The sequence below is a fragment of the Cohnella sp. genome (assembly GCF_041640265.1).
Lineage (GTDB): Bacteria > Bacillota > Bacilli > Paenibacillales > Paenibacillaceae > Cohnella.
In genome coordinates, this window is sequence record NZ_JBEQAP010000045.1 from 20,597 (window position 1) to 45,165 (window position 24,569).

Genomic DNA, 24,569 nt, shown 5'->3' on the forward strand with positions numbered 1-24,569 from the left:
CGTTTCATAAAGCTTGAGCCGGGTTTCCTTCTGGCGAGCCCGGCAATAAGGTGGTGACAACGATTGGCTAAAGGTATGCGCGAAATTAAGCGCTCGATTAAAAGTAAACAGAATATGAAGCAAATCACGAAAGCTATGGAAATGGTTGCAGCCGCTAAGCTCAGAAGATCTCAAGAGGCTGCAGTCGCCGCTCGTCCTTACACGGACAAGATGAAGGAAGTCGTATCAAGCATCGCTTCCGGAGCAGGAAGCAGCAAGCATCCCATGCTGCAGAGCCGTCCGATCAGGAGAACGGCTTACCTGGTTATCACATCTGACCGTGGACTAGCCGGCGGTTACAACGCCAATATTCTTCGTAAGGTATTGCTTACGATCCAAGAAAACCATAAAACTTCCGATGAGTATGCCGTATTCGTAATTGGTCGTAAAGGCCGTGATTTCTTCAAGCGTCGGAATATTGAGCTAGCCGATGTAATTACCGGACTGTCCGATTCTCCGAAGTTCTCGGATATAAAGGAAATTGCGGCAAAGGCTGTTCAGGGATTCGAAACCGGAACTTTCGACGAGCTTTATCTCGCTTACAACGAGTTCCAAAATGCGATGACGCAGATTCCTACGCTCAAACAACTGCTTCCACTGGAGCAGCTTGAAACGAGCGGTGACAAAGCGGACTACGAATACGAGCCGTCTTCGGAGGAAGTACTGAACGTTCTTCTGCCGAAATACGCGGAAACACTTGTATTCAGCGCAGTACTCGAAGGCAAAGCCAGCGAGTTCGGAGCCCGGATGACGGCAATGGGCAACGCAACGAAGAATGCGACGAAGATGATCAGCGCTCTGACGCTCACATACAACCGTGCGCGGCAAGCGGCAATTACTCAAGAAATCGCGGAAATCGTCGGCGGAGCGAACGCTCAGCAATAAATTTTGTGAGGAGGTAAATCAATGAGCAAGGGGCGCATAGTTCAGATATTGGGACCGGTTGTCGATATCGAATTCGATCACGGCCATCTGCCTGATATTCTGAATGCGATTAAGATTGAACGCAAAGCGGAGAACGCTGGCGAGAAAGACATTAACCTTACGGTTGAGGTTGCCCAGCATCTTGGCGACAACAAGGTTCGTGCGGTTGCGATGTCTTCCACAGACGGACTTGTAAGAGGCTTGGAAGCAGTTGACCAAGGTGGACCGATTTCCGTACCGGTAGGTCCTGCAACGCTTGGCCGCGTATTTAACGTAATCGGTGAACCGATTGATGGAGCAGGTCCTGCGGATCGCAGTATCGTTCATCCGATTCACCGCGCTGCACCGCCGTTTGATGAGCTAATGACTCAACAGGAGATCCTGGAAACAGGAATTAAAGTTGTTGACCTTATGGCTCCTTATTCCAAGGGCGGTAAAATCGGCTTGTTCGGTGGCGCCGGCGTTGGTAAAACCGTATTGATGCAAGAGCTTATTCATAATATCGCGCAAGAGCACGGCGGGATTTCCGTATTCGCGGGTGTAGGTGAGCGTACTCGTGAGGGTAACGATCTTTACCACGAAATGAGCGATTCCGGCGTTATCGCAAAAACCGCGATGGTATTCGGACAGATGAACGAGCCTCCGGGCGCACGTCTTCGTATAGCTCTTACAGGTTTGACAATGGCTGAATACTTCCGTGATGAAGAGGGCCGCGACGTTCTTCTGTTCGTCGATAACATCTTCCGTTTCACGCAAGCAGGGTCCGAGGTTTCGGCTTTGCTAGGCCGTATGCCGTCCGCGGTTGGTTACCAGCCTACACTGGCAACGGAGATGGGTCAGCTTCAAGAGCGTATTACGTCCACGAAGAAAGGTTCTGTAACATCCATTCAGGCGATCTACGTACCTGCGGATGACTACACGGATCCAGCTCCAGCCACTGCGTTCGCGCATTTGGATGCGACAACGAACTTAGATCGTAATATTGCGGCAATGGGGATATTCCCAGCGGTTGATCCGCTTGCATCCTCTTCGCGTATTTTGACTCCCGAGACATTGGGAGAAGAGCATTATAACGTAGCACAAGGCGTTAAGAAGCTTTTACAACGTTACAAAGAACTTTTGGATATCATCGCCATCCTAGGTATGGATGAGTTATCTGAGGATGATAAACAGATCGTTACCCGCGCTCGTCGCATACAATTGTTCCTCTCGCAGCCGCTTCACGTGGCAGAGGCGTTCAATGGTATCCCGGGTGTTTACGTACCGGTTAAAGAAACCGTACGGAGCTTCAAGGAGATTCTTGAAGGGAAACATGACGATCTTCCGGAACCAGCTTTCCATAATGTCGGCTCGATCGAAGAAGCTGTCGAGAAAGCGAAGAAACTCGCTGCTGCAGTTTAATACTGCCGGCGGTTTGGAGGAATCGAAATGAGTACCATGCGATTGGAAATCGTTACTCCGGAGCGCAAGGTTTACGAGAAAGATGTAAACATGGTAGTCGTCAAGGGTGTAGCGGGTGAGCTGGGGATACTTCCTAATCACATCCCGTTAGTAACGCCTTTGAAGGTCGCTCCGGTTAAAGCCAAGATCGGCGATAAGGAAGAATACCTTGCCGTTCACGGTGGATTTATGGAAGTGCGTAAAGATAAGGTTGTAATCCTCGCGGAAGCCGCTGAGCTTGGCTCGGACATCGACGTGTCCCGTGCCCGCTTAGCGAAGGAACGTGCGGAGCGCCGTCTTGAGCAGAAGCAGAATGACCTCAATGCCCGTCGTGCAGAGCTCGCTCTAGCACGTGCAATCAGCCGTTTGGAAGCTACTGGCGGCGGTAATGGCAGGGAAGATTAATAAGTCCGACAAAGTGGTGGTGCAGGAGCTATTCCTGTACTGCCACTTTTTTTCACTATCAGAAAGTACAAGTTTCTAGAATCTAGGGATTGACGAGAGCACCCGGAAATCATATATTTGAAACCGATTACAACTTTAAGCCCTGGCGGCATTGGGAGTAGGAGAATAATGTTTTATCGCACCTTGATGTTACGTTGGCTGAGAAACGTGAATATTAGAAACAAAATCATTTTCATCTATATTCCACTTGTCGTTATACCATTGCTGGTTTCCGGATATGTATCCAACCAAATGTATACACGAAACATCGTTCAGAAAACGATGCAAAGCATATCGGATAATTCGCGTCTTATTGTCACTCGGATCGATGGCATTATTCAGAATGCTGAGGGCTGTGCGAATATTCTGACGCTAAATTTGAACCGTCTGGTTCAAGAAGAAGGTCAACCGACGGAAGAGACGGATCCTCGTTATGATTCATTATTGAGGAACCAGCTAAGTTTTGCGTTGCTTGTTTTTCCCGACGTGGATTCAGCGGTTTTTATAGATAACGGCGGTAAGACTTATGCATCCCATCCAAGTCTTGAAGTGAATGCGCATGAATATACAATGAGTGATATTTCTAAACAACTCATCGCCTCATCGGGAAATAATGTTTGGTTCAACATGCAGAAGAGGGATTTCCTTACCCGCACACCGGAGCAAACCGTTCTAACCCTCGGCAAAAAAGTGAGTGACATTGAAACCGGAAAAACCCTAGGTTGGCTCATCCTGAATATTGATGAGAACAGCCTGTCGAATATATTTCCCAGCAACGAAACCTATCAGTCGGAAGTTGATTTTCTGACCGATAAGAAAGGGACTGTAGTGTCCTCCAACGAGACAGAGGCTTTACTAAAGCCTGTAGCAAATGCAACGCTTCGAAACTGGATTCTAGACTCCCAGAAGCCCGGACAAGCATCGCCGTATCAGGAAGATGGGATATTGGCTGTCGGTTACCCTTTATCCAAGCTGAACCTGAGCTTAATCTCGCAAGTACCCATAAAGGAATTGTACCGGGAAACCGACCGAATCCAGCTGTTCATCCTGCTGCTTATTGCAAGCTGTCTACTGCTTGTGCTGGCAAGCGCCGGATTGCTTTCAAGAACGATTGCCTCACCTATTGTTCGCCTCACGCGAACCATGCGCAAAGTAAAAGAGGAGTCGCTCGATTATTCCTTCGAAGTCAAAGGGAATGATGAAATCGGTATGCTGGGGGAAGGCTTTAATTCGATGATCGTTAGAATTCGCGAGCTTCTAAACGAAATTGGAATAGAGCAGCGTCAAAAAAGAGAGTACGAGCTCGCCCTCATCCAAGCGCAAATAAAGCCTCATTTTCTATACAATACATTGGACGTGATCTATGCCCTCTCGGATATGGGGCGAACAAAGGACGTAAAGCGAACAACGAAGGCACTAGCTGACTTTTACCGCATCGTACTGAGCAAAGGCCAAGAGATTATTACACTAGGCGAGGAGCTTCAGAATGTGCGGGATTACTTGGCTATTCAGCGGATCAGATATACAGATGTGTTCGATTATCATATCGAGGTTCCCTCCGAACTCCACTCTTGCGCCATTCTGAAGCTGACTCTCCAGCCATTAGTAGAAAATGCGATTTATCACGGTCTCAAGCCAGCTAACCGGTTTGGCAAGCTTACGATTACTGGAGTGTCACGGGATGGGAAGGTCCAAATAACCGTGAAGGATGACGGAATCGGGATGGATGAGACTAAGCTGGCTGAGCTATGGAAACGCGAGGAGAAACAATCCAGCCCGTCATTTGGTCTCCATAGCGTTCATCAAAGGCTCCGATTGTATTTCGGTGAGCATTATGGCGTTCAGATCAACAGTCAACCGCATCAAGGCACGGAGATCATTATATCGTTACCGGAGGAAAAGTTATGAATATCATGATAGTGGACGATGAGACCATTTTTCGAGATTACCTGCGTCAGGCGCTCGATTGGGATCGATATGGCTTTCGAATCGCTGGGGAAGCGAAGAATGGAATGGAAGCACTCGAGCTCGCAGCACAGAGCCATTATGATATGGCGTTGATAGACATCAACATGCCAATCATGGACGGGTTAGAGCTTTGCGAGAAGTTGAAGCAGATGTACCCTCATTTGGACGTAGTCATTATAACCGGACATAATGAGTTTGAATATGCACGTACCGCGATCCGTCTGGGAGTGGAGGACTATATTCTTAAGCCCTTCTCGAAGGACGAGCTCGTCTTAACGCTGCTTAAATGTCGGCAGAAGCAGGAGAAAAGCCTTGAAGCCAAGCAAACTGAGCAGGCGGATCGACAGCTTATGGTAGAAAGCGTGCTCAATCGTCTTGTAACTGGAGAAACCGCCGAGTCTATCGATCGCTTGAATGAGCGGCTGGGACAATGGGGGATTCAGCTCGGGCAGGAGCAGGAGTTCTATAGCGTGGCCTGCATTGAGATCGATCATATGGAGAGGCGCTGGAATGAGACGTCAGAACGCGAGCTTTGGAAATTCGCCGTTACGAATATACTGGCAGAGGCGATGGAAAGTGAAGGAGCGCCGCTGCTGTTTAATGGTCCTGAAGGACGTATCGTATGCCTGAGTACGGATAAGAGGTCGGAAATAGAGGCTGGAGCCGCCCCGAAATTAGATAGCTATGAGGAGCTGTGCTTCTATATCCGCAAGTACCTGAAGCTCACTGTAACAATAGGCGTGGGCAGAAGATATAAGGGTGTAAAGGGAATACGCCGCTCATATGGGGAAGCAAGGGATGCTCTTAGACAGAAGTTCCTCTTAGGAGATGACAAAGTGATTCCGTTCGGGAATCAGACCCTCGAAGGGAAAGAAGGGACTGCTTTTCTGAAGGATACCAATGAAATGCTGCTTCATCAGCTGAGAATGGGAGACCAAGGTAAGCTTGAGAGCAAGCTGGAGGAGTTATTCCGCAGGATTAGGGAAAATAAGTTGTCTCTTGATTTTACCTATGTGACCTGTATGGGCTGGGTCTCCGTCTGTCTCTCTTATGTTTCCGAGCTTGGTCATCCGATCGAGGATTGTTATGGGGAGCATTTCTTCCCCTATTCAGAGATACGTACTTTAGACACGTCGGAGCTGGTTCTGGATTGGATGAAGACTTTGTTTGTTCAGACGTTAAGTTATGCTAATAAGCATAAGCAGACGAGATCGACCGTGATCGCGCGGAAAGCGCGCAGTTACATCGAGAAGAGCTTTCAGGACCCTGAGCTTTCGGTAGACGGGGTAGCGGCGCATGTGTATATTAACGCTAGTTATTTGCGGGCTGTATTTAAGAAAGCATATGGAATGACGGCAGGAGAATATATCACTCATACTCGGATGAATAAGGCCAAGGAGCTTCTAGGGATGAATATTCGTCTGTCTGAAATCGCAGAGCGAGTGGGATATCAGGATGCAGGTTACTTTAGTAAGGTGTTCAAAAAGTTTTATGGGACGACACCCAGCGAATACGAGAATGGATTGCACAATAACAAAGTTTAAAATTGAAGCGAATAGTACCAACCCTCATCGGTTTTTCCATTATCGTTTAATGGGCTGGATTTTATAATGAAATAGAACTCACAAGTATCCAGAAACCAGGGAGGTCTACTGAATGTTTAGAAAAACAACAGCACTACTTCTGTCCCTCGTACTTATGTTAAGTCTGGCCGCATGCGGAGGATCTAATAACAACGCTTCTCCGTCTGCGAGCGAGGCAGCTCCAAGTGAAAGCGCATCGGCAAGCGCTCCGGCAAGTGAAGCCGCAGCTCCAGAAGAAGCCGTTAAGCTAAGAATCTACGCACAATATGCGGGCGAGGATACTGAAGCCCCTTATGACTACGCTATAGCAGAGCTGAAGAAGGAAATGCCTAATATAGAGCTGGAGCTCGACATTCAAGCGCAGGACGATGGTCAGAAGCTCAAAACTTACGCGGCTACAGGTAATCTGCCGGATATCTTCCAAGCCGGTCAAGATATTATCAGTACCTTCAAGGAATCGGGTAACATCCTTGAGCTGGATTCTTATGCAGATAGTCTTGGATTTAGAGACGCTATGCTTCCAAGTGCGATGAACACGCTGGTGTCCGAGGATGGACACACGTATGCATTCCCTTATGCGGGTAATGAGATGATCCTCATCTATTACAACAAAGAGCTTTTCGAGAAATTCGGAGTAAAGGTGCCGACTACTTACGATGAATTGAAGCTTGCCGTGGAGACGTTCAAGAAAAACGATGTTGTTCCTCTATCTATGTTTGCGAAAGAAAAATGGCCTGGCGTTGCTTTGTTTGATATTTTTGCAACCCGCATGGATGAAGGCGGAGTTCTGAAGCTAGACAAAGGGCAAGCCAAAGCAAGCGACGAGACTTATCGCGCGGCTGCCGAGAAGCTTGCTGAGTTTGTTAAGCTGGGCTTGCTGGCCAAAGGCGCGACGAGCATGAACTACGATCAAGCTGCTGCCCTGTTTTACGAAGGCAAAGCTGCCATGTTCCTGAATGGCCAATGGGAAATCGACGGCTCAACCAAAGCTCTCGGCGACAAAGTAGGCTGGATGTTCTATCCGGGCGTTGATGCGGCAAACGCCGATGCGTCTAAGGCAGTATTCAGCGGCGGCGGCGGTCCTGGCGGTTACGCGGTTTCTCCTCATACCAAGGACCCTGCACTCGCAGCCAAAGTCGCAGCATTCCTCTCCCGTAAATATGCAGAATTCAAATACACGCAATACGGTACTCCCATCGTAGCGACTAAAGTAGACAAAGCGATCGAGAAGCAGTACCCGCCGATGATGGAAGAGCTGAGCAAGGTCATTCCTGAAATGAAGACGACTGCATTCGCATGGGGTCTATCTAATCCAAGATTCAAGGCTGCAATCGAAGATGCTTCCCAAGCACTGCTTGCTGGCATGTCTGTTGATCAATTCGTTAAAGACGTAGACAAGGCCATAGCAGCGAAGTAGATGAACTTTCGAAGAACATACACCGCGTGAGAACGCGGTGTATGTTTGTTTCAAGAGATAACGGCGTTTGAGTCCGCTATCGAATTGATTTACGGAAAGGAAGATAATGATGAACAAGTTTATGGGGAATAGAATGGCGATCGCTTTGTTCGCTTTGCCGGCTCTGCTGCTCTACTCCGTCATCGTTTTTTGGCCGGTCATTCAGACCTTTTATAGAAGCCTCTTCGATTGGGATGGTCTCAGTCCTGGAGTGTTCATTGCATTCGATAATTACAAAGAGCTTATAAACGACGATCTATTCTGGAGCTCCTTATATAATGGCGCGGTATTTGCGGCCGTAATCGCTGTTTTCCAGATTGCGATGGGTACGGTGCTAGCCTTTGGCGTAGCGGAATCGCGGATAAAAGGCCGCAAATGGCTGAGAATAAGCTTTTTTATTCCAGTTGTCCTATCCGTTACGGTCGTTTGCCAGCTTTGGATGGCTGTCTATAACAGTGAATATGGCTTGCTGAATAAGTTGTTCGAGCTGCTTGGATTGTCCTATCGTCAAGATTGGTTAACGGATCCTAAGCTTGTTATTTTTGCGGTTGCGGCCGTGAATGCTTGGCAATTCATGGGCTATCATTTCGCTTTGCTGTTCGCTGCGGTGAAATCCATTCCTCAACCTTTTCTGGAAGCCGCACGGATCGATGGAGCGAGCAAATGGAAGACACATCTGCTTATTACGATACCTCTAATGCGCGAGACGTATAAATTCTGTCTGGTTTTTGCCATTACGGGAGGCTTAAATGCCTTCGCCCAGATGTACATTATGACAGGCGGCGGTCCTGGGACCTCTTCCTATACTCTAACCTACATGATGTATCGCTCTGCATTCCGGATCAACGAATATGGGTACGGAAGCGCTGCAGCCGCGGTTCTAGTTATAGAGTGCTTGCTTGTAACGTTGCTGATTAACCGTTTGGTCGCTCGCGAACGGATTATATACTAGGAGGAGATCGGATTGAATGCAATTATGAACTGGAGAAAAAATCAGCCGATACTCCAACTATTTATGTGGATTTATGCGCTGATATCGATTTATCCGTTACTTTGGATGATTTTCTATTCCTTGAAAAACAATAATGAGATTTTCGTTACGAATCCGTTCGGTCTTCCAACTTCGTTTCGAGTGGAAAATTATGCGGCGGCTTGGAGCAGCTTCAAGGTTCCGGCCTATTTCTTGAATAGCGTGCTCGTCTCCGCGGCAACAGTTGCGGGAGCTATCGCATTGTCAGTCATGTTCGCGTATTCAGCGGCTAGGATGAGATGGCGATTCCAGGACACGGCTCGCATTTATATGCTAATTGGATTGTTTATTCCCGTTCAGGTTATTATGATCCCGCTAGCTGTATTGATGCGTGATTTCCATCTGTCCAACTCGCTTTTTGCACTCATTGTGCCGTATATCGCCTTTAATTTATCCTTCACGACGATGGTGTTTTATGGTTTTTTCCGTACAATCCCCCTCGAGCTTGAAGAATCCGCTTGTATGGACGGTGCTTCCATCTATCGCACGTTTTTTAGCATCATGATGCCGATTATACGGCCTGCTATTGCTACGATGATCATATTCGTTTTCTTGGCGGCATGGAATGAGTTTCCGATTGCCCTTATCATGATTAGTAAGGAAACCTTGAAGACGTTACCGCTCGGACTGTTATTCTTCCAAGGCCAATTTACGACCGATTGGGGCGCTATGGGAGCGGCAATGACAATAGCCAGCTTGCCGACGGTATTGGTCTATATTTTCTTCAGTGAGCAAGTAGAACAATCCTTGTCTGTAGATGCGGCGGTCAAGGGTTAATAAATGACGAACGCTGACGATTAGTTTGATAGATGTGAAAAAAGCCGCTGCGGAGTTTCATACGCAGTGGTTCTTTTGCATAAGATGGATATGCCTAAAGCTTAGCAATTGAACATGAAAACGCTATTTTCATAGACTTGGTAGAGGGCATTTGTTATAATTGTGTGGTGAATTTAACAGTTTGCGGAGGCGATGATGTGGAGAAATACATCAATTCATACGTCATTGTTACCGTCTTCCTGATTCTGGGCATCGCTTTTCCGATTTTCGTATTGTGGCTGGGTACGAAGGTGCGTCCGAATAAACCGACGCAAGAGAAAGAGACCACCTATGAGAGTGGAAATATCCCAGTAGGAGACAGCCAGATCCGCTTTAACGTACGTTATTACTTGTATGCACTTATGTTTGTTGTTTTTGATGTAGAAACCGTCTTTCTCTATCCTTGGGCCGTTGCGTATAAGCAACTCGGTCTCTTTGCGCTGCTGGAAATGGTCATTTTCGCTGGGTTACTGCTTATTGGGCTCGTCTATGCTTGGAAGAAGAAGGTGCTAAGATGGAATTCAATTTAGCGAACGTGTCGCCGGAAGATCGGAAGGAAATAGACCGCAATGTATTCTTCGGCACCATCGATCAATTGAAGGGCTGGGCTCGAAGCAACTCCTTATGGCCCCTTACCTTTGGTTTGGCATGCTGTGCGATTGAGATGATGGCTGCAGGGGGCGCTCATTATGATTTGGATCGCTTCGGTGTCATCTTCCGTACTTCGCCTCGCCAAGCTGACGTTATGATCGTTTCGGGAACGGTGACCAAGAAAATGGGGCCGTTGCTTAAGCGTTTGTATGATCAAATGCCAGAGCCGAAATGGGTAATCGCGATGGGTTCCTGCGCGACAGCAGGCGGTCCTTACGTGAAGTCTTACTCCGTTATTAAAGGAGTTGACCAGATCGTTCCTGTCGATGTATATATTCCCGGCTGTCCACCCAATCCTGCGGCGCTCATCTATGGAATCAACAAGCTCCAGGAGAAAATTCGCTACGAGGCGAAGACTGGGAAGCAGGTGACAAATCGATGAGCGATGAGAACAACCGAGAGGAAGAGGGCGCCGTCGATATTACGAAGTCCGAAGTGAACTCGGAAGCATCGGCCCCGACAACAGAAGCAGCGGCTCCAGTCACCCCTCGCAGGGTGGAGACGGACGAAGAGAAAGCGGCTAGACGCAAGGCGTCACTCGAGGCTCGCGAGGCGGCTAAGGCTGCAGCGGCTCAAGCGGCGGCCCAAGCTGCCCAAGCGGGCAATGAAGGCCGTGCCGCAGCTAAGTCAGCTGTCGAGGGCGAGCAAGAAGAGCAGACTCCGAAGGAGCCTTCCCCAAATCAGCCGCGTCTTGATCGCGTTGTAAATCTCCTGCGTGAATTAATTAGCGAGGATTCCGTTGAAGAAGCTTATATTAATGAGCCCAACGATCATCTTCCGACGATTGTTGTGAAGAATGATCGATGGCTGCAAGCTGCGAAGCTATTCCGCAGCCATGATGACTTGAGCTGCAATTACTTGCGCAATGTATCCGGTGTCGATTATGAGACTCATATGGAAGTTGTATATTATCCTCTTAATATGGATAGCCGCGACTGCTACTGTATTAAGGTTCGTGCAGATCGTGAACAGCCGTCCATTCCATCCGTTACGCCGATATGGGAAACGGCAAATTGGAACGAACGAGAAATCTATGATTTGCTTGGCATCGATTTCCCTGGACATCCCGATCTTAGGCGTATCATGATGCCCGATGATTGGGTTGGACATCCGCTCCGCAAAGACTACGTCCCGCTCGACCCGGAGGTGTGAAGCACGCGTGATTCGTACAGAAGAGCTGCTACTTAACGTTGGTCCACAGCATCCCAGCACGCACGGCGTGTTTCGGATTGTCGTTAAATTGGATGGAGAAGTCATTACGGAAGCGACTCCTGTCATGGGTTATTTGCACCGAGGTACAGAGAAGCTCGCAGAGAATTTAAATTTTACGCAAATCATTCCTTATACCGATCGTATGGACTACGTGTCTGCTATGACCAATAACTATGTACTCTGCCATGCGGTAGAGAAAATGATGGGGCTGGAAATTCCGGAACGCGCGGAGTTTATGCGCCTTATTGTCATGGAAATGCAGCGTGTCGCCAGTCATCTTGTCTGGTGGGGAACCTACCTGCTCGACATTGGCGCGATGAGTCCTTTTCTCTATGCGTTCAGTGATAGGGAGCGGATCCTTCAGCTGTTTAACGAGCTGTGCGGCGCCCGGCTTACTTACAATTACATGAGAGTCGGCGGAGTGAAGTGGGATGCGCCTGAAGGCTGGATCGCAAAGGTTAAGATCCTTGTGAAGGACATGTACAATCGTCTCGACGAATATCATAACCTTGTCAGCGGGAACGAGATTTTCCTTTCTCGTATTAAAGGAATTGGTAAATACGATGCGAAGACAGCCATCGAGTATGGCCTCTCCGGTGCGAATCTGCGCTGTACCGGCGTGAAGTGGGATTTGCGTAAGGCGGAGCCCTACAGCCTGTACGACCGCTTTGATTTCGATGTTCCAGTGGGCAAGAATGGCGATTGCTTCGACCGATACGAGGTGCGCATGGAGGAGATTGTCCAGAGTCTTCGTATTCTGGAGCAAGCATTGGAGCAATTCCCAGGAGACGGTGAAACGATGGGGAAGGTACCCCGTGTCATTCGTCCGCCTGCAGGAGAAATTTATGTGCGCATCGAATCCCCGCGCGGCGAGATTGGCTGCCATATCGTCTCCAAAGGAAAAGCGGAGCCTTATCGCTTGAAATTCCGACGCCCTTCATTCGTTAATCTCCAGATCCTGCCTAAGCTGCTCGTCGGGGAGAGTTTGACGAATTTAGTTACGATTCTTGGAGGTATTGATATCGTGCTTGGGGAGGTAGACTGCTAATGCAGCACTTCTGGGATCAACCCTTAAGCTGGGGGACGGCAGGCATATTCGTTGCCGCGGCGGTCGGCATACTTGGATTCGTTATCTTCTTCGTAACCTACGCGATCTATTTCGAACGTAAATTTATCGGATGGATGCAGTATCGCCAAGGTCCGAATCGTACAGGACCGCTGGGATTGCTGCAATCCGTGGCAGACGTTGCCAAGCTCCTCTTCAAGGAGGATACCATTCCCAAGAAGGCGGATAAGGGTCTGTTCATCCTGGCGCCGGTGCTGGCTTTCGTTCCTTCATTTGCCGTATTGGCCTTTATCCCTTATGGACTAAATCTTCAGTTCGCCGACCTTAATGTCGGTTTTCTGTATTACATCGCGCTTTCTGGAATTACAACCATCGCGATTGTCGTGGCGGGTTGGGCCTCCAACAACAAATACTCACTCCTTGGAGGCATGCGTTCGGCTGCTCAGATGATAAGCTACGAAGTTCCGTTAGTCATTTCTGTTGTCGGTGTCGTAATGATGTCCGGCAGCTTGAACTTGCGGGATATCGTAGTCGCGCAAGAAGGCTACTTCTGGGAGTGGAACTTCCTGCCGCAGATTATCGGCTTCGGGGTGTTCCTAATCGCTGCGGTTTCGGAGCTTAACCGTACCCCGTTCGACTTGCCGGAAGCTGAATCTGAGCTAGTTGCGGGGTATCATGTGGAATACAGCGGCTTCCGCTTTGCTTTCTTCATGCTTACGGAGTATATCTACGTCTATGCGATCGCGTGTCTTACAACGATCTTGTTTCTGGGCGGTTGGAATCCGCCGTTTCCGCAATTGGATTTCGTACCGGGTGTTTTGTGGTTTTTCCTGAAGTTCGCGGTCATTGTGTTCAGCTTGTTCTGGATTCGGGCGACTTTCCCGCGGCTTCGCGTCGATCAGCTGATGGGATTGGCATGGAAGGTTTTACTGCCGCTTGCGATTCTTAATGTTTTCTTGACTGCTTTAGGCATAGAATTGATGGGATAGGGGGCTAACGCCATGAAAGGAATGCTCAAAGGGCTCGGAGTAACACTGAAAACAATGGGTTCCAAAAAGTTGACGATGGCATATCCCGACATTCCAATAGAGATGCCGGACCGGTTTCGGGGGATTCAGTATTTTGAGCCGGATAAATGTATTGTTTGTAATCAGTGCGTGAAGATTTGCCCGACCGATTGCATCACGCTGACGGGGAAAGCAAATCCGGATCCGGAGAAAAAAGGAAAGATCATCGACACTTACGACATCAATTTCGAGATTTGTATCCTGTGCGATTTATGTACCGAGGTTTGTCCGACTGAAGCTATTGTAATGACGAATAACTTCGAGCTGGCAACCTACAGCCGCGACGATTTGTACAAGGACAAAGATTGGCTTTACGAGAACAACACGCACATTCGCGAGGACAACAATAACATTGGCTCTCCGAAGGGAGGCGCCAAATAAACCGTGTTAAACTTCAACATTGAATTTACCGGTGAGCTCGTGGCCTTCTTCCTGCTGGCGGTTTGCGCAATCATCGGTGCCGTTATGGCTATTCATTTCACGAAGGTCGTCCATACGGTACTTTCGCTTGCGTTTACATTTATTTCGCTTGCCGGACTTTACATCCTTCTCGAGGCGGAATTCATCGCATTTGTACAAGTACTGCTGTATGTCGGCGCGATCACCATTCTAATGATCTTCGGAATCATGATGACCAAGCATGACGATGCAGACCGAGAAACCCCGCGGCCGCTGCTCGAGACGTTAGCGGCAATCGGCTGTATCAGCCTGTTTGGAATTCTGTTCTATGGGATCCGTAATGCGAACTTCCCGGCTGAGGCAGCCCCCTTCATAGATGACAATACTCGAGAGATCGGCATACAGCTCTTCACGAAGTATGCCATCCCGTTTGAGCTAGTCTCGGTGCTGTTGACCGTTGCCTTCATTGGTGCGGTTGCGTTGGCGAAGAAAGAGGAGGATCCGCAATGACTATGCTGTCCTCTTACCTAACGCTGGCGGCTGTGCTGTTCTGCATTGGTCTTTATGGCGTACTGACGAAGCGTAATGCGATTATCGTCTTGCTGTCTATTGAACTGATGCTCAATGCGGCTAACCTTAACTTGATCGCCTTTTCTAAATACGGGGTAAACCCGTCCATTACCGGTCAAATCTTCTCCTTGTTCACTATTTCGGTCGCCGCTGCTGAAGCTGCGGTTGGCGTTGCGGTGTTGGTCGTGCTTTACCGAAGCCGCGCAACGGTGAATGTGGACGAATTCGACGAGTTGAGGAGGTAACGATCATGAGCACCTTCTTTGCTGAATACGCCTGGCTCGTCCCGGTGTTTCCATTGGCTGCTTTTGCGATATTAACGGCTATGGGGAGAGGCCTGAAGAAAACGGGAGCATGGATCGGTACGACAGCGACCTTCGTTTCCCTAGTTCTTTCGGTGTGTATCGCGATTGAACGTATATCAGGCAATGCTCCGGACTACAGCCGTCAGATTGATTGGCTGCAGATTGGGAATTTAAAGCTGGGAGCAGGCTTCGAGGTTACTAACCTAACCTCGCTTATGCTAGTCGTCGTAACGGTGGTCGGGTTTCTCGTTAACCTGTACTCGCAAGGTTACATGAAGAATGACGAGCGAATCTCTACCTTCTACGCATATGTCGCGCTATTCACAAGCTCTATGCTAGCGTTGGTCCTCTCGGATAACCTGCTTACCTTCTACATTTTCTGGGAGTTGGTTGGGGTCTGCTCCTTCTTGCTGGTCGGATTCTGGTATCAGAAGCCGGAGGCGAAAGCGGCGGCTAAGAAAGCATTCATAGTTACTCGGATCGGGGATTTAGGCTTATTCATTGCTGTGTTACTTCTGTTCTGGTACATGCCGGGTCACGCGCTTGATTTCTCGAGCCTGCACAACGTGTTCGACTCGCAAGGCGGGGTCATCTCGACTGGAATCACGACGCTGATCGCACTGCTTATCTTCTTAGGTGCGGTTGGTAAGTCCGGTCAATTCCCGCTGCATGTGTGGCTGCCGGATGCAATGGAAGGCCCAACGCCAATTAGTGCCTTGATCCATGCGGCAACAATGGTTGCAGCAGGCGTATTCTTAGTTGCCCGGACCTTCGATATCTTCGAAGCGTCACAGGTTGCAATGAATACCGTCGCGATCATTGGTGCATTTACCGCCATTTTCGCGGCAACCATCGGATTGGCGCAGAATGATATTAAGCGGATCTTAGCTTATTCTACTGTCAGCCAATTGGGTTATATGATGCTTGCACTCGGAGTTGGCTCCGTATCTGCAGCGATGTTCCATCTATTCACTCATGCATTCTTTAAGGCGTTGTTATTCTTAGGTGCCGGCAGCGTCATTCATAGTGTACATACACAGGATATTCGTGAAATGGGCGGACTGGGTGCCAAGATGAAGATAACGGCTTGGACATTCGGAATCGGAGCATTAGCGCTGTCCGGTATCCCTCCTTTCTCTGGTTTTTGGTCTAAGGATGCGGTTCTAACGGCTGCGTTGGATAAGGAGCCGATTCTCTTCATTGTTGGGATCGTAGCGGCTTTCTTCACTGCATTGTACATGGCCAGGCTGTATTTTCTCGTATTCGTCGGTAAGCCTCGAGAAGGCCAGCATGCGAAGGAATCTCCTTCGGTTATGACGATTCCACTTATTGTTCTAGCTGTTCTAGCAACTGTTGCGGGGTTCGTTGAAACTCCGTTTAACGGGTGGTTCGGTCAATGGCTAGAGGGTGACGATGCTCAGCATCATGTCAGCGGCCTGGTCATGGTCGTATCGGCTGCCGTCGGCTTTCTCGGTCTTTATATCGGATGGCTAATGTATGTGAAGGGAACAATTCGCCGCGACATGGTATCCTCCCGCGCGCCGGGTCTAGTGAAGCTGCTAGAACGCAAATATTACATGGATGAACTTTATCAGCTCGTATTCGTTAAGCCGCTTCAGGGGCTTGGCAAAGCGCTTACGCTCTTCGATGATTTTGTAGTCGATGGTGCCGTACGGTTATCAGGACATTCTGTCTCCGCGCTCGGCAAGTTAAATACAAGGCTGCAAAGCGGCCAAGTTCAAGCCTATGCTCTCACGGCATTAATCGGAATCGTGATCCTGCTGCTGGCGATCGCCGGAAGGAGGTTCTGGTAATGCTTGATCAAATACCTGTACTGTCGCTTATTGCTTTCACGCCGCTGCTTGGCGCGCTTATCGTATTGTTATTGCCTAGCAATCGCAGTCAGTGGCTTCGTTCAACAGCAATTCTTTTTACCCTGTTTCCACTCGTGTTGACTTTGTGGCTTTTCGTTACCTATCAACCATCGATGGGAGGCGGCGCGTTTACGGAGCATTCAACTTGGCTGTCTATTCCTCTGAACAAGGAAGGATTCGCTCAAGGTGTAACCTCTGTAGAGCTAGCCTTTGATTATCACTTGGCTGTGGATGGAATTTCATTGCCGCTTCTCCTGCTTACAAGCATCATCTCAACAATGTCTGCATTGGCATCGGTCCATATCCGAAAACGCTGGAAAACGTATTATGCACTGTTCCTGCTGCTTCTCACTGGTATTTACGGTGTGTTTCTGGCCCGCGATTTGATTCTGTTCTTCATCTTCTTCGAGGTGACGCTTATTCCGATGTTTTTCCTTATCGGAATTTGGGGATATTACGGCCGGGAGAAGGCAGCATTTCGGTTTCTGATCTATAACGGACTCGGATCAGCGGCGATGCTGCTAGCTTTCCTCATCTTGATCGCAACGCTTGGCTTTAGCGCGTTGGAAGGGGCGAACGGGGCAAGCTTGCTGTTCAGTGGAAATTACGACGTTCTGCTCAACAACTTAAGGGATCCGAACGTGCTGGCTAATATCGATACGGAACAGGCAAGGCATTACGGGCTGTTCCTTTCGGAGAATGTCCGATGGGGAGCATTTATCCTGCTGCTTATCGCCTTCGGTATCAAGGTGCCGATTTTCCCGTTCCATACCTGGATGCTCAAGGTGCATACAGAAGCTCCGCCTGCCATTGTCATGATTCACTCAGGCATTCTGCTTAAGATGGGCGTGTACGGCCTAATTAGATACGTTGTATACCTGTTCCCCGAGCAATTGCAATCTTGGTCAACTATACTGGCGGTATTAGGGGTCATTAACATTTTGTACGGCGCGATAATCGCCTGTGTGCAACGGGAGTTCAAGCTGGTACTCGCTTATTCCAGTATTAGCCACATGGGGATTGTTCTTCTCGGGATCGCATCTCTGGAAGAGGTAGGCCTGCAAGGGGCTGTTTTCCAATCTGTCTCCCATGGCCTAATTTCCGCGTTACTGTTCCTAATCGTAGGCAGCTTGTACGAAAGAACAAATACGACTCAACTGGATGAACTAGGCGGACTGGCCAAATCTGTTCCGTTTATGTCGGGTATTCTGCTGCTCGCAGGTCTTGCTTCTCTGGGATTACCAGGGCTGTCCGGTTTCGTTGGGGAATTCCTATCGTTCTTAGGACTGTTCGGCGCGATGAAGATTTTAACTGCAATAGGCGTTCTTGGTATTCTACTGGCGGCTGTCTATGTTCTGCGCAGTATTCTGGGCATTACGTACGGTCCAATGTCCGAGAAATACGCCAACATGAAGGATGCACGCTTTATCGAGGCTCTTCCAATGATTTCGCTGGCTGCGCTTATCGTATTGCTCGGCGTTTACCCATCCATATTAACCGATGTCATGCAGCATAGCTTCATTGATTTGCTCGAACAACTTCAAACGAGGATGGGGGGATAACATGGAAGCTTTACAGGCCTTAACGTGGAGCGATACGTGGTTCCTAGCCCCTGAAATCGTGTTATCACTTTTTACGGTTGTGCTTGCGCTTGCGGACCTTTTCTTACCTAAGCGAATTAATCGCGATGTCATTGGCTGGTTGACGTTAGTCGGGCTTATCGCTGCCGCGGTATTTGTTGTCCTGCATCTTCTTGATCTGCAGAGCTTAGCGGAGTCGGGCGAGATAGCATCCTTCAGCTTGTTATCAGGAAGTTATCGCGTGGATGACTTCGGTAATTTACTGAAATTAGTATTCCTCGGTTCTTCGGCATTTATTGTTCTTTCGTCGCTCGGCGCCGTTAAAGACGATGATATCTCGATTAAGGGTGAGTTTTACTACTTGCTCCTTCCTGCTGTGCTAGGCGCAATGGTCATGTCCTCCTCTGGAGATTTGCTTACGCTGTTCGTAGGGCTGGAGCTGCTTAGCATTACCTCCTACATTTTAGTGGCTACCCGCAAAAAAAACCGTCAATCCAGTGAAGCGGCGTTTAAGTATGTCGTTATGGGTGGAGTGGCTTCGGCGTTTATCCTTTACGGGATGTCTTTTCTTTATGGCGTAACGGGGGGGACAAATTTACTGGACATTGTTCAGCAGATGGATCCTGCACTGGAAAATTTCCGAGCGTTGCTATACATCAGCTTTTTCTTGATGATTGCAGGGTTTGCAGCGAAGCTGGCGTTAGCGCCATTCCATGCATGGGCAGCAGACGTTTACCAAGGTGCACCAACACCTGTAACGGCTTTTCTGGCAGTTGTAGCTAAGGGTGCGGCTTTTGCGATGCTCTACCGGATTTTTATGAATTCAGCGTTCTTCACCTCAGGCGGGGATGGAGTCATGAAGAACGATATCTTTATCGGCTTAGCCGTTCTTGCAGCAGCAGCAATGATTATCGGTACTGTCGGCGCTTTGCGGCAACGAAACGTGAAGCGACTTTTAGCTCTGTCCGGGGTAGCGAATGCGGGGATTTTGTTAACTCCGCTTGTCCTAGACCTTACTGAATTACATGCATCCTTCTTCTCTGAGTTTCTTTATTATTTTATCGCTTATGCGTTCATGAATATCGGCGCGTTCGCGGTGCTGATGATTGTATCTAGAGACGCTGGTAATGACTATCTATCTGGCTTTGCAGGCTTGTATCATCGTGCGCCATGGACTGCTGGAGCAATGACGATCCTGTTATGCTCTCTAGCGGGGCTGCCGGTTACGGGTGGGTTTTTCGGTAAGTTATTTATTCTCTTTGGCACGATTCAAACCCACACCTATTGGCTTGCCGCTATTTTGCTGATTACGACGGTCGTCTCCTATGCGGTGTACTTTGCGTTTATTCGCCAAATGTATATGAGAAGCGGAACCAACGATTCACAGCTACAGTTGACGGGTCCTGCGGCCGTTACAATCTGGATATGCACGATAGCGACACTAGCGCTTGGCTTCCTTCCGATGCCGATTCTGGATTGGATCAATCAGATCTTCTCTATTCCAATCGATCTTCTGATGCGGGGAGATCTATGATTTTTGCAATGAATAGGGGTTACCTTAAGTCGAAGGACTAAGGTAACCCTTTTCATTTGTTTGGATTTCGACAGAGTGCGACCTTAGACCCCATTTTTCGATCGAAAGCAGGGAAATCGTGTCGAAAATAGAAACAATAACTTAAGGCAGGACAAGGAAAGTTGGTTACGAACAAAATGCGAATTTCTATTTTAGCCGTTTCCACGGTTGTTTGTGCGGCGTCTCTTTTCATGTCCTGTAATCTAACTGACGAGCAGCGAATACAATCTTCACAGCCTTATCATGAGGTACATGCTGCTGTATACTCTCAAACCTTAGATTCTGTTCCTACGAGCTCGGCGCCACCCGTTTTTCTGAAATCGACGGGAATAGCAAAAGCATGGACGATTCTAAATAAAGATGTTACGGCAACCATAGCGATAGTAGATACGGGAGTTGATTTCAACCACCCTGAGCTCAAGTCATATCTTCTCGAAGGTAAGAATCTGATTGACGAGGGGAAGCCTCCGCAAGATGACAATGGACATGGAACTGCTGTCGCCGGAGTCATTGCTGCTGTTGCCAAAGCAAGTGAGGCTTCCGAACAGGCTATGTGGAAGGGGCGCGTGCTTCCAATTAAAGCGCTGGATCAATATGGCTCAGGAGATGAAGGTAAGCTAACGCAAGGGATACATTATGCTGTGGATCAAGGGGCAGATATCATTGTTCTTTCTCTAGGCTTAAGGCGTGATGCGCCCGGATTGCGGGATGCTGTGAGCTATGCGGAGAGCAAGGGTGTTCTGCTCGTTGCCGCGAGCGGTAATGATGCGGCTGTTTTTGGAGCGAAAGCCGCCGTTCAATATCCAGCGGCTTATCCATCCGTACTAGCCGTCGCAGGCTCTGAGGGTACCCAGCCTATATCTCAGTCTACAGCAGGCCCAGAGAATGATCTTAGTGCTGCATGGCGGGTTCAAACGCTCGCAATTGGCGGTGGTATAGTCAAGACTGAAGGGACTTCGATGGGGGCGCCGCAGGTAGCTGCTGCTGCGGCAATGCTGATGGCTGTTCATCCTGATTGGAAGCCGCTTCGTTTGCGTGAAGCTTTACGCAGATCAGCTCAGAACAATGGGACGACGGTTTGGAACAAAAATATTGGCTATGGCTTTCTTTCCGTTAACAAAGCGCTGCAGGCAGATCTTCTAATGGATTGGCGTGAGCCCAATGATAAGAGAATATTATCGTCCGTATTTCCTATAGGAAAAGAAGTATCGGGTTCATGGAGAAGCTCAACTGATAAAGATTGGTATACGTTTGAGGTCCTCTATGACGGCATTTATTTTCTAAGCGGGGATGAGATGAGATTAACACTATACAATAACGAAGGTTTAATCGAGCCCTCAACAAAACCATCACCGCAGTCAGGTATTATCAGTCAATGGACGGTCAAAAAAGGTCGTTATTGGTTAGAGGCTTCAAGTTCTGAAGATACTCCTTCGGCTAGCGAAGGGTATCGCCTTGTATCTCAGTTTAGGATGAGCGCGGACGCTAGAGAGCCCAATAACAGCGCAGTATCTGCGGGCACTCTTCCTGCTCGTAGTCAGCAATGGTCCGGAAATTTCCATCAACTTAACGATGAGGACTGGTTCGTGGTTACGTTGCCTAAAGCCGGATCATTAAGGTTATCAGTTACTACTAATACTACAAGGATCGACCCCAAATTGTGGGTACAACCAGCAGGCGGCACGGCCAAAATCGTAGATAAAGGCGGGGATGGGGATAACGAGCAATGGAGTTTGAAGGGAGCGAAGGCCGGAAAATACTATCTTCGCATTACAAATGCAGTTTCGTCTAATCCAGAAGCAGTAATCGGGACGTATGCCGCTACTTTGGAATATATTACCGAGAAAGAAGATGCCTTCGAGCCAAATGAAGGTCCGTTAACATCCACTCCGCTTTCACCTGATAAAGTTTATTACGGGTTGATGAATTCGAACAAAGATCAGGATTGGTATCGGTTCACAATTACTCAAGAACAGAAAGTGAAGCTTTCTCTAGGATTGGGCAGCCATTCAAATGCAAATCGTGTTGAATTACGGGATAAAAAGCTGCAAACCCTAAAGAAATGGAATATGGGCTTGGAACAGAAGGCCTTATTCGGAGAGATCATCTTACCGCCAGGTATTTATTATGTAACCGTAACATCAGACAAAGCGATCAGGAATCAGGGTTATGGAATCAGAGTGAAGTATGTAGACAATTAATCAAGATGAGCCCGTTTAGAGCGCAAAAGTTGGAAAAATGGAGGATGCTTGAAGATGGGGAATGATACGGGGTTGTTCGCTTTAGCGGGCTGGAACGGTTTATTTTCAATTTTTGTTACCTTAGGTTGTGTGTTGCTCGCTTGGATTGTCCTGCAGGAAATAAATTTTGATAAGTTTGTGCGCCATCCGAGAACAACTCGTGCTAGGCTGCTTCAGTTGCTCATTGCCATTGCGTTAGGACATTTGGTTGCAGCTTTTGTGCTCGATTATTGGTCATGGGTTGGAACACTTAAATGGTTGTTTAGTTCAGAGTGATGATTTTTTTCGCATAACGATGTGTCGTATTGATAACAATGGGTAATAGTGTGCAAGGATAAATAAAGGAATACCAGTTCTAATGTCATTGAAAACAATGTCGAAAAATAAGTCTTAGGAACCAGATGCTGACACTTGTGCCAATGAAGTGCTGGATGGTATGATGTAATTTGGGTTTTTCGGGGCTGGGTTAATCTTAACAGCTCGCGGAATGAATCTATTATGCGCGGAGGGAACCACCCATGAGCAAAATCATCGTCCGCGGCGGACGTACCCTATCGGGAACAGTCCGCGTGCACGGCGCTAAAAATTCCGTCCTACCGATCCTTGCTGCTTCTTTATTAGCAGAAGAAGGATTCAGCGTCATTCATGACGTACCCGCCCTGGACGATGTGAAGAACATCCTGCAAGTGCTATCGACTTTAGGAGTTAGCGCGCAGCAAGGCGATGGCAGTGTCCGGTTACATGCTGAAACGCTAACTTCGTTTGAAGCACCATACGAGCTTGTCAGGAAAATGCGTGCATCGTTCTTGGTAATGGGACCATTATTAGCCCGTTTGGGCAAAGTAAGAATTTCACTTCCAGGCGGATGTGCAATCGGTACGCGTCCTATCGACCAGCATTTAAAGGGGTTTGAAGCGATGGGTGCGGAGATCGGATTCGGTCAAGGTACCATTGAAGCCACCGTAAAAGGTAAATTACACGGGGCGAGAATTTATTTGGACATAGCCAGTGTAGGTGCCACTGAGAATATTATGATGGCGGCCACAACGGCAATAGGTACAACAATTATCGAAAATGCAGCGAAAGAGCCTGAAATAGTGGATTTGGCTAACTACCTTAATGCAATGGGCGCCATAGTACGAGGTGCAGGAACTGGTATCATTCGAATTGAAGGCGTTGACTCTCTGCGAGGTGTGGAGCACCATGTGATTCCAGATCGTGTAGAAGCTGGTACTTATATGATCGCTGCTGCTATTACTGGCGGTGATGTGTATATAGAAGGCGCTATTCGCGATCATCTGGGACCTATTGTTGCGAAGCTGGAAGAGATGGGCGTTGTCGTCGATTGTGACGAGAATGGTATCCGTGTTAAGGCAACGCATCCTCTGCGTGCGGTTGATGTCAAGACATTACCTTATCCCGGATTCCCTACAGATATGCAAGCTCAGATGATGACACTTCTTCTCGTTGCTGACGGTACAAGTATCGTTACGGAAACCGTCTTCGAGAATCGATTTATGCATGTAGATGAATTGATTAAAATGGGCGCTGAAATCAAGGTGGATGGACGTACGGCGATTGTGACCGGAAGTACTAAGTTGTCTGGTGCAAGTGTTTGTGCAACCGATCTGAGAGCAGGGGCAGCACTAATCTGCGCCGCTCTTGTGGCCGATGGCAGCACCGAAGTAAGCGGAATTCACCACATAGAACGTGGTTACATGGACATCGTTAATAAATTAGCAGTCTTGGGCGCAGATGTTTACCGCGCTCCTTCCCCTGAAGATGTGTTAGAGGAAAGTGAGCAAGCATCCTTACAGCCTGACACTCTGCTTCAACAGATGGAACAGCGTGCGGCGGCAACATCGGAAATGGGTATTCGCAACATTCAACCAACACTCGCCTAATTCCTATTGATTTAGAGCTAATAATGATGTTCTTATACTTAGATTCTATATTGTCAATTCCATCCCCTTGCCACTATTGGTGAGGGGATTATTTCATATGTTTAACGATATCTCCTAGGCTTAGGAATCATTCTTCAGGTTTATACCTCGCCTAAACTACTTAATGACGATATCCCCTTGACTCAGGAAAGTGGTTTGAAACTCGCATTCTTCAACATAGTAATTTATAAAAATAAGGCGCTTTTACTGGGAATAGACGATCTAATTTAGAGTAAAAGTTGAAGTTTAAAGAATGAAAAATTCAACAAGCCTTCTGCGATTCGCGAGCAGTTTGTCTTGTTCGATTTAATGAACGTACAAGAGAGGACTTCCCTATTAGGTCAGGGTAAATTAGGGTAGAGGTAAGGGCGCATTCTATTAAGAGATGC

The 24,569-nt window shown here is 48.2% G+C and carries 22 protein-coding genes; all 22 read left to right on the forward strand.

Going from position 1 to position 24,569, the window contains the following annotated elements; all coding sequences use genetic code 11:
- Positions 1-63: 63 nt before the first annotated feature.
- The 22 genes from atpG to murA all read left to right on the forward strand — a co-directional run bounded on the left by atpG (position 64) and on the right by murA (position 24,141).
- Positions 64-924 (forward strand): ATP synthase F1 subunit gamma, encoded by an 861-nt coding sequence (gene atpG / locus ACESLK_RS23575; protein ID WP_373232160.1) that lies wholly within the window; start codon positions 64-66, stop codon positions 922-924.
- A gap of 21 nt (positions 925-945) precedes the next feature.
- The gene (gene atpD, locus ACESLK_RS23580; RefSeq protein ID WP_373232161.1) at positions 946-2,364 is read left to right on the forward strand and encodes a F0F1 ATP synthase subunit beta; all 1,419 of its coding nucleotides are present in this window, start codon (positions 946-948) and stop codon (positions 2,362-2,364) included.
- Between the two features lie 27 nt (positions 2,365-2,391).
- Positions 2,392-2,808, forward strand: a complete 417-nt coding sequence (locus ACESLK_RS23585) for a F0F1 ATP synthase subunit epsilon (RefSeq protein WP_373232162.1) — start codon at positions 2,392-2,394, stop codon at positions 2,806-2,808.
- A 186-nt stretch (positions 2,809-2,994) separates the two neighbouring features.
- Complete coding sequence (locus ACESLK_RS23590; protein ID WP_373232163.1) at positions 2,995-4,755, forward strand: sensor histidine kinase; 1,761 nt, start codon at positions 2,995-2,997, stop codon at positions 4,753-4,755.
- Positions 4,752-6,359, forward strand: a complete 1,608-nt coding sequence (locus ACESLK_RS23595; protein ID WP_373232164.1) for a response regulator — start codon at positions 4,752-4,754, stop codon at positions 6,357-6,359. Before ACESLK_RS23590 ends, ACESLK_RS23595 begins: the two co-directional genes overlap by 4 nt.
- Positions 6,360-6,471: 112 nt before the next feature.
- The gene (locus ACESLK_RS23600) at positions 6,472-7,815 is read left to right on the forward strand and encodes an ABC transporter substrate-binding protein (RefSeq protein WP_373232165.1); all 1,344 of its coding nucleotides are present in this window, start codon (positions 6,472-6,474) and stop codon (positions 7,813-7,815) included.
- Positions 7,816-7,924: 109 nt separating this feature from the next.
- Entirely contained in the window at positions 7,925-8,806 is an 882-nt protein-coding gene (locus ACESLK_RS23605) for a carbohydrate ABC transporter permease (protein ID WP_373232166.1), read from the forward strand.
- A gap of 12 nt (positions 8,807-8,818) precedes the next feature.
- Positions 8,819-9,661 (forward strand): carbohydrate ABC transporter permease, encoded by an 843-nt coding sequence (locus ACESLK_RS23610; protein WP_373232167.1) that lies wholly within the window; start codon positions 8,819-8,821, stop codon positions 9,659-9,661.
- Between the two features lie 197 nt (positions 9,662-9,858).
- Entirely contained in the window at positions 9,859-10,230 is a 372-nt protein-coding gene (locus tag ACESLK_RS23615; RefSeq protein ID WP_373232168.1) for an NADH-quinone oxidoreductase subunit A, read from the forward strand.
- Positions 10,215-10,733: a NuoB/complex I 20 kDa subunit family protein gene (locus tag ACESLK_RS23620; protein ID WP_373232169.1), complete on the forward strand. Its 519-nt coding sequence runs from the start codon at positions 10,215-10,217 to the stop codon at positions 10,731-10,733. The genes ACESLK_RS23615 and ACESLK_RS23620 overlap by 16 nt, the downstream gene beginning before the upstream one ends.
- The gene (locus tag ACESLK_RS23625) at positions 10,730-11,503 is read left to right on the forward strand and encodes an NADH-quinone oxidoreductase subunit C (RefSeq protein WP_373232170.1); all 774 of its coding nucleotides are present in this window, start codon (positions 10,730-10,732) and stop codon (positions 11,501-11,503) included. Before ACESLK_RS23620 ends, ACESLK_RS23625 begins: the two co-directional genes overlap by 4 nt.
- Positions 11,504-11,510: 7 nt before the next feature.
- On the forward strand, positions 11,511-12,611 hold the full coding sequence (locus tag ACESLK_RS23630; protein WP_373232171.1) for an NADH-quinone oxidoreductase subunit D: 1,101 nt from the start codon (positions 11,511-11,513) through the stop codon (positions 12,609-12,611).
- The gene (gene nuoH / locus ACESLK_RS23635) at positions 12,611-13,618 is read left to right on the forward strand and encodes an NADH-quinone oxidoreductase subunit NuoH (protein ID WP_373232172.1); all 1,008 of its coding nucleotides are present in this window, start codon (positions 12,611-12,613) and stop codon (positions 13,616-13,618) included. Before ACESLK_RS23630 ends, nuoH begins: the two co-directional genes overlap by 1 nt.
- A gap of 12 nt (positions 13,619-13,630) precedes the next feature.
- Entirely contained in the window at positions 13,631-14,077 is a 447-nt protein-coding gene (nuoI, locus tag ACESLK_RS23640; protein WP_373232173.1) for an NADH-quinone oxidoreductase subunit NuoI, read from the forward strand.
- Between the two features lie 3 nt (positions 14,078-14,080).
- On the forward strand, positions 14,081-14,605 hold the full coding sequence (locus ACESLK_RS23645; protein WP_373232174.1) for an NADH-quinone oxidoreductase subunit J: 525 nt from the start codon (positions 14,081-14,083) through the stop codon (positions 14,603-14,605).
- A gap of 2 nt (positions 14,606-14,607) precedes the next feature.
- Positions 14,608-14,910, forward strand: a complete 303-nt coding sequence (gene nuoK, locus ACESLK_RS23650) for an NADH-quinone oxidoreductase subunit NuoK (protein ID WP_373232184.1) — start codon at positions 14,608-14,610, stop codon at positions 14,908-14,910.
- Between the two features lie 5 nt (positions 14,911-14,915).
- Positions 14,916-16,784, forward strand: a complete 1,869-nt coding sequence (gene nuoL / locus ACESLK_RS23655; RefSeq protein ID WP_373232175.1) for an NADH-quinone oxidoreductase subunit L — start codon at positions 14,916-14,918, stop codon at positions 16,782-16,784.
- Positions 16,784-18,406, forward strand: coding sequence for a complex I subunit 4 family protein (locus tag ACESLK_RS23660; protein ID WP_373232176.1), 1,623 nt, complete (start codon positions 16,784-16,786; stop codon positions 18,404-18,406). The genes nuoL and ACESLK_RS23660 overlap by 1 nt, the downstream gene beginning before the upstream one ends.
- A 1-nt stretch (position 18,407) precedes the next feature.
- Complete coding sequence (locus ACESLK_RS23665; RefSeq protein WP_373232177.1) at positions 18,408-19,958, forward strand: NADH-quinone oxidoreductase subunit N; 1,551 nt, start codon at positions 18,408-18,410, stop codon at positions 19,956-19,958.
- A 230-nt stretch (positions 19,959-20,188) separates the two neighbouring features.
- Positions 20,189-22,198, forward strand: a complete 2,010-nt coding sequence (locus ACESLK_RS23670) for a S8 family serine peptidase (RefSeq protein WP_373232178.1) — start codon at positions 20,189-20,191, stop codon at positions 22,196-22,198.
- Between the two features lie 54 nt (positions 22,199-22,252).
- On the forward strand, positions 22,253-22,513 hold the full coding sequence (locus ACESLK_RS23675) for a DUF1146 family protein (RefSeq protein WP_373232179.1): 261 nt from the start codon (positions 22,253-22,255) through the stop codon (positions 22,511-22,513).
- 242 nt (positions 22,514-22,755) lie between these two features.
- Complete coding sequence (murA, locus tag ACESLK_RS23680) at positions 22,756-24,141, forward strand: UDP-N-acetylglucosamine 1-carboxyvinyltransferase (RefSeq protein WP_373232180.1); 1,386 nt, start codon at positions 22,756-22,758, stop codon at positions 24,139-24,141.
- Positions 24,142-24,569: the final 428 nt, after the last annotated feature.

Bases quoted from the DNA above. Each gene is read 5' to 3' on its own strand.
- atpD (WP_373232161.1), top strand. From the start codon at position 946: ATGAGCAAGGGGCGCATAGTTCAGATATTGGGACCGGTTGTCGATATC.
- ACESLK_RS23585 (WP_373232162.1), top strand. From the start codon at position 2,392: ATGAGTACCATGCGATTGGAAATCGTTACTCCGGAGCGCAAGGTTTAC.
- ACESLK_RS23590 (WP_373232163.1), top strand. From the start codon at position 2,995: ATGTTACGTTGGCTGAGAAACGTGAATATTAGAAACAAAATCATTTTC.
- ACESLK_RS23595 (WP_373232164.1), top strand. From the start codon at position 4,752: ATGAATATCATGATAGTGGACGATGAGACCATTTTTCGAGATTACCTG.
- ACESLK_RS23600 (WP_373232165.1), top strand. From the start codon at position 6,472: ATGTTTAGAAAAACAACAGCACTACTTCTGTCCCTCGTACTTATGTTA.
- ACESLK_RS23605 (WP_373232166.1), top strand. From the start codon at position 7,925: ATGAACAAGTTTATGGGGAATAGAATGGCGATCGCTTTGTTCGCTTTG.
- ACESLK_RS23620 (WP_373232169.1), top strand. From the start codon at position 10,215: ATGGAATTCAATTTAGCGAACGTGTCGCCGGAAGATCGGAAGGAAATA.
- ACESLK_RS23625 (WP_373232170.1), top strand. From the start codon at position 10,730: ATGAGCGATGAGAACAACCGAGAGGAAGAGGGCGCCGTCGATATTACG.
- nuoH (WP_373232172.1), top strand. From the start codon at position 12,611: ATGCAGCACTTCTGGGATCAACCCTTAAGCTGGGGGACGGCAGGCATA.
- nuoI (WP_373232173.1), top strand. From the start codon at position 13,631: ATGAAAGGAATGCTCAAAGGGCTCGGAGTAACACTGAAAACAATGGGT.
- nuoK (WP_373232184.1), top strand. From the start codon at position 14,608: ATGCTGTCCTCTTACCTAACGCTGGCGGCTGTGCTGTTCTGCATTGGT.
- nuoL (WP_373232175.1), top strand. From the start codon at position 14,916: ATGAGCACCTTCTTTGCTGAATACGCCTGGCTCGTCCCGGTGTTTCCA.
- ACESLK_RS23660 (WP_373232176.1), top strand. From the start codon at position 16,784: ATGCTTGATCAAATACCTGTACTGTCGCTTATTGCTTTCACGCCGCTG.
- ACESLK_RS23665 (WP_373232177.1), top strand. From the start codon at position 18,408: ATGGAAGCTTTACAGGCCTTAACGTGGAGCGATACGTGGTTCCTAGCC.
- ACESLK_RS23670 (WP_373232178.1), top strand. From the start codon at position 20,189: ATGTCCTGTAATCTAACTGACGAGCAGCGAATACAATCTTCACAGCCT.
- ACESLK_RS23675 (WP_373232179.1), top strand. From the start codon at position 22,253: ATGGGGAATGATACGGGGTTGTTCGCTTTAGCGGGCTGGAACGGTTTA.
- murA (WP_373232180.1), top strand. From the start codon at position 22,756: ATGAGCAAAATCATCGTCCGCGGCGGACGTACCCTATCGGGAACAGTC.